The following is a 2,593-nucleotide window of genomic DNA, read 5'->3' as shown; positions in this document are numbered from 1 at the left end:
GCCCGATCGTGGTGCAGAACATCACCGAACCCGACGCCGGAGCCCCGAACGGCGACCAGCCGTCCAACGTGCCGGGCCTTAGCGACCTGCTGAACCTGGGTAATGACCCGGCCGGGGGCCAGCCCGGGAAATCGTTCGTGGACGTCAGCCCGCCGACGCCGAGCGACCTGACTGCAGCGCCGGCCAGCCCGCCACCACCGGGCAGCTAGCCAATTTCGCTGGGTACCTCTGCCGGCGCGGCCAGATTCAGCGGCCGGGCAAGCTGAGTGGGCGCGTTGCGTCCGCGCAGCCCGACGACTTCGGCGACATCCCAGCACAAGGCTTCGGCGTCAAGCGCGCCGCTGACCGCGACCGCCGAGGCGAGCACGTGGCCGTCTTCGAGCTTGGCCAGCTCGGTGAGCCGCGCCGCCTCGTTGACCGGGTCGCCGATCACCGTGTACTCGAAGCGGGCTTTCGCGCCGATGTGGCCGGCGATGGCGCGCCCGGCGGACACTCCGATGCCGAACTCCGCGGTGCCGATCACCGGGAGCAGCTCGTCGTGCAGCTCACGGGCCGCTGCCAGCGCGCCACCGGACGCGTCCGGGTGCTCGATAGGGGCGCCGAAGATGGCCAGCGCGGCATCACCCTGGAATTTGTTGACGAAGCCGCCATGCCGGCCCACGGTGTCGACGACCACCCGGAAGAACTCGTTGAGCAGGCTGACCACCTCGGCAGGTGGTCGGGTCGCCGCGAGCTGGGTGGAGCCGACCAGATCGACGAACAGCACCGCGACATCGCGCTCCTGGCCGCCCAATTCGGTGCCGCGCTCCAGCGCGCGGCGGGCGACGTCTTCACCGACGTAGCGGCCGAACAGGTCGCGCAGCCGTTGCCGTTCGGCCAGGTCGCGCACCATGCCGTTGAAGCCGGCCTGCAACAGGCCCAGCTCGCTGGCGTCGTGGATCTGCATGTGCGCGTTGTAATTACCCCGCTGTACCTCGCCGAGCGCCCAGCGCAGCTGGCGCAGCGGGTCGGCGATCGATGTGGCCACCAGTAGCGTGCTGGCCAATCCGATACCCAGCGCCGCCAATGCCAGCAGCAGGATCGGGTTTAACAGCTTCTCCGGCGGTCCGTGCAGATACTCAGCCTTGTCCCCCACCACGGCCAGCACGATCGTCAGCAGCGGCACCCCGGTTGACAGCGCCCAGGCCAGCATCTGGCGTCCGATGACACCCGATGCCCGGATGTTCTCCGGCAGCCCGCCACGCAGGGCGGCAACTGCCACCGGGCGCAACACCCGCTCGGACTGCAGATAGCCGATGATCGCAGTGGCCGTGGCACCCAGGGCGGTGGCGACGGCCACCACCGGGGCGGCGTGCTTGGCCACCGGCCAGCTGGCGACGATGAAGACCACGCCGCCGACGCCCCAGGACGCCAAATTGATCACCGTGCGGTAGAACGGCGACCGCAGCGCGCGGCTGCGGGCCAGCTCGGTGGCGGCGGGGTCGGTGTCGGTGAGCAAACCGTCGCGGCGCTGCCACCGGAACACCGGCACCAGTAAACGCGCGCTGATCGCGGTTCCGACGAGGAAGAGCAGGACGATTGACCCGGTGAAGGTAGCCAGGTTGAGGGCCGGCAGTTCTTGCAGTTCGATGCGGTCTTCGGGTGGCAGCCCGTAGCGCAGAAAGCCCAGCACCAGCAGGGCGCCGATGATGTCGGCCTGCAGCTGGCTCAGCATAAAAACCGGCCACGGTGTGCGCACAAACCATTGGACGAATCCGCTGATCCGCCTGGGAAGTGCTGCCGCCGTGGTCACCAACCCACCGTATCGGTCGTCGGGGACGAAAAAGTAGCCAAAACGTTCCGTGTACAGCCACTTATGTTGCGGTGTGGTCAGCTGTGGTCAGTACTGTTACCGGTGATGTCGAGGGTATTCACACGGCTGGTTGGCAAGGAGTCGGTCGAAGCCGACTTGGTGGCCGCCGCTTCGGCGGCCCGCGGTGATTCGGCTCACACCGCGGCGATGACGCACGCCTGGCTGATCACCGGCCCGCCCGGCTCGGGGCGCTCGGTGGCGGCGCTGTGCTTTGCTGCGGCGTTGCAATGCACCTCCGCCGGGGTGCCTGGCTGCGGAGAATGCCGTGCCTGCACGACGACGATGGCGGGAACGCACGCAGATGTCCGCCGGGTCATCCCGGAGGGACTGTCCATCGGCGTCGACGAGATGCGTGCGATCGTGCAGATCGCGTCTCGCCGGCCGAGCACGGGACGCTGGCAGATCGTGCTGATCGAGGACGCCGACCGGCTGACCGAAGGCGCGGCCAACGCCTTGCTCAAAGTTGTCGAGGAGCCGCCGCCATCCACGGTCTTTCTGCTGTGCGCGCCGTCGGTGGATCCCGAGGACATCGCGCTGACATTGCGGTCCCGCTGTCGGCATGTCGCGCTGGTGACTCCATCGCCGGAAGCGATCGCCCAGGTTTTGATCGACGGCGACGCTTTGACACCCGAAACCGCCGACTGGGCGGCCTCGGTCAGTGGCGGACATGTGGGCCGGGCGCGGCGGCTGGCCACCGATCCGGAGGCGCGCGAGCGGCGGCTGCAGGCGTTAGGGCTGGCC

At 68.8% G+C, this 2,593-nt stretch carries 2 protein-coding genes and 1 pseudogene; 2 read left to right on the top strand and 1 reads right to left on the bottom strand.

The window, feature by feature from the left end; all coding sequences use genetic code 11:
- Window positions 1-209, top strand: a pseudogene (locus WAN71_RS10855) (hypothetical protein); the annotation flags it as partial.
- Here the strand turns inward: WAN71_RS10855 and WAN71_RS10850 are convergent.
- Window positions 206-1,849, bottom strand: a complete 1,644-nt coding sequence (locus tag WAN71_RS10850; protein WP_422225329.1) for an adenylate/guanylate cyclase domain-containing protein — start codon at window positions 1,847-1,849, stop codon at window positions 206-208. The pseudogene WAN71_RS10855 and the gene WAN71_RS10850 overlap by 4 nt on opposite strands.
- 48 nt (window positions 1,850-1,897) lie before the next feature.
- Between WAN71_RS10850 and WAN71_RS10845 the strand changes: the two genes are divergently transcribed.
- Window positions 1,898-2,593, top strand: a 696-nt coding sequence (locus WAN71_RS10845; protein ID WP_422225328.1) for a DNA polymerase III subunit delta', incomplete at its 3' end; no start/stop codon positions are given.

The sequence above is a fragment of the Mycobacterium sp. genome (assembly GCF_049280035.1).
Lineage (GTDB): Bacteria > Actinomycetota > Actinomycetes > Mycobacteriales > Mycobacteriaceae > Mycobacterium.
The sequence above is the reverse complement of the archived record's forward strand: the minus strand, read 5'-3'. Positions and strand labels throughout refer to the sequence as shown.